Source organism: Bartonella capreoli (assembly GCF_902813205.1).
Lineage (GTDB): Bacteria > Pseudomonadota > Alphaproteobacteria > Rhizobiales > Rhizobiaceae > Bartonella > Bartonella schoenbuchensis.
On record NZ_CADDZX010000364.1, the window covers coordinates 1 to 393 of the forward strand.

General features: G+C 34.4%; 1 pseudogene. It reads left to right on the forward strand.

From position 1 onward, the window contains the following. Positions 1–143, forward strand: a pseudogene (locus J7R05_RS09485) (tRNA (guanosine(37)-N1)-methyltransferase TrmD); the annotation flags it as partial. Between the last annotated feature and the right edge of the window lie 250 nt (positions 144–393).

The window sequence follows — 393 nt, forward strand, 5'->3', positions numbered from 1 at the left end:
AAAGGCTGACTATTCCACCCGTATTGACATCAGTCCATCACAAAGCTATTGCAAATTGGCGTCAAGAGCTGGCCTAATGCTTAACACGTCAACATCGGCTTGATCTTTATGCACTTTTTACCAAAAACCTTCGAAAAGCTTGATTCATTTTTAAAGATAGTGTATTGCACAAAGCACAATTAAGAGAGTTTTTTGAAAAAAGCATTCTATGGATTTAAAAGAAATAAATTCTAAAAGAAAAAAAGAATGTATTCGCTCTTGTTTAAATCAGAGCCCAGATGTTTAAAGCAGAACCCAAAGAATATCCTTTTTGTGTGAAAGACAGCTGTGTGGTAAGAGTTGAAGTCTCTGACTGTTCGAAAAGAACATTAAGGATGAAAGAAATGAATATTA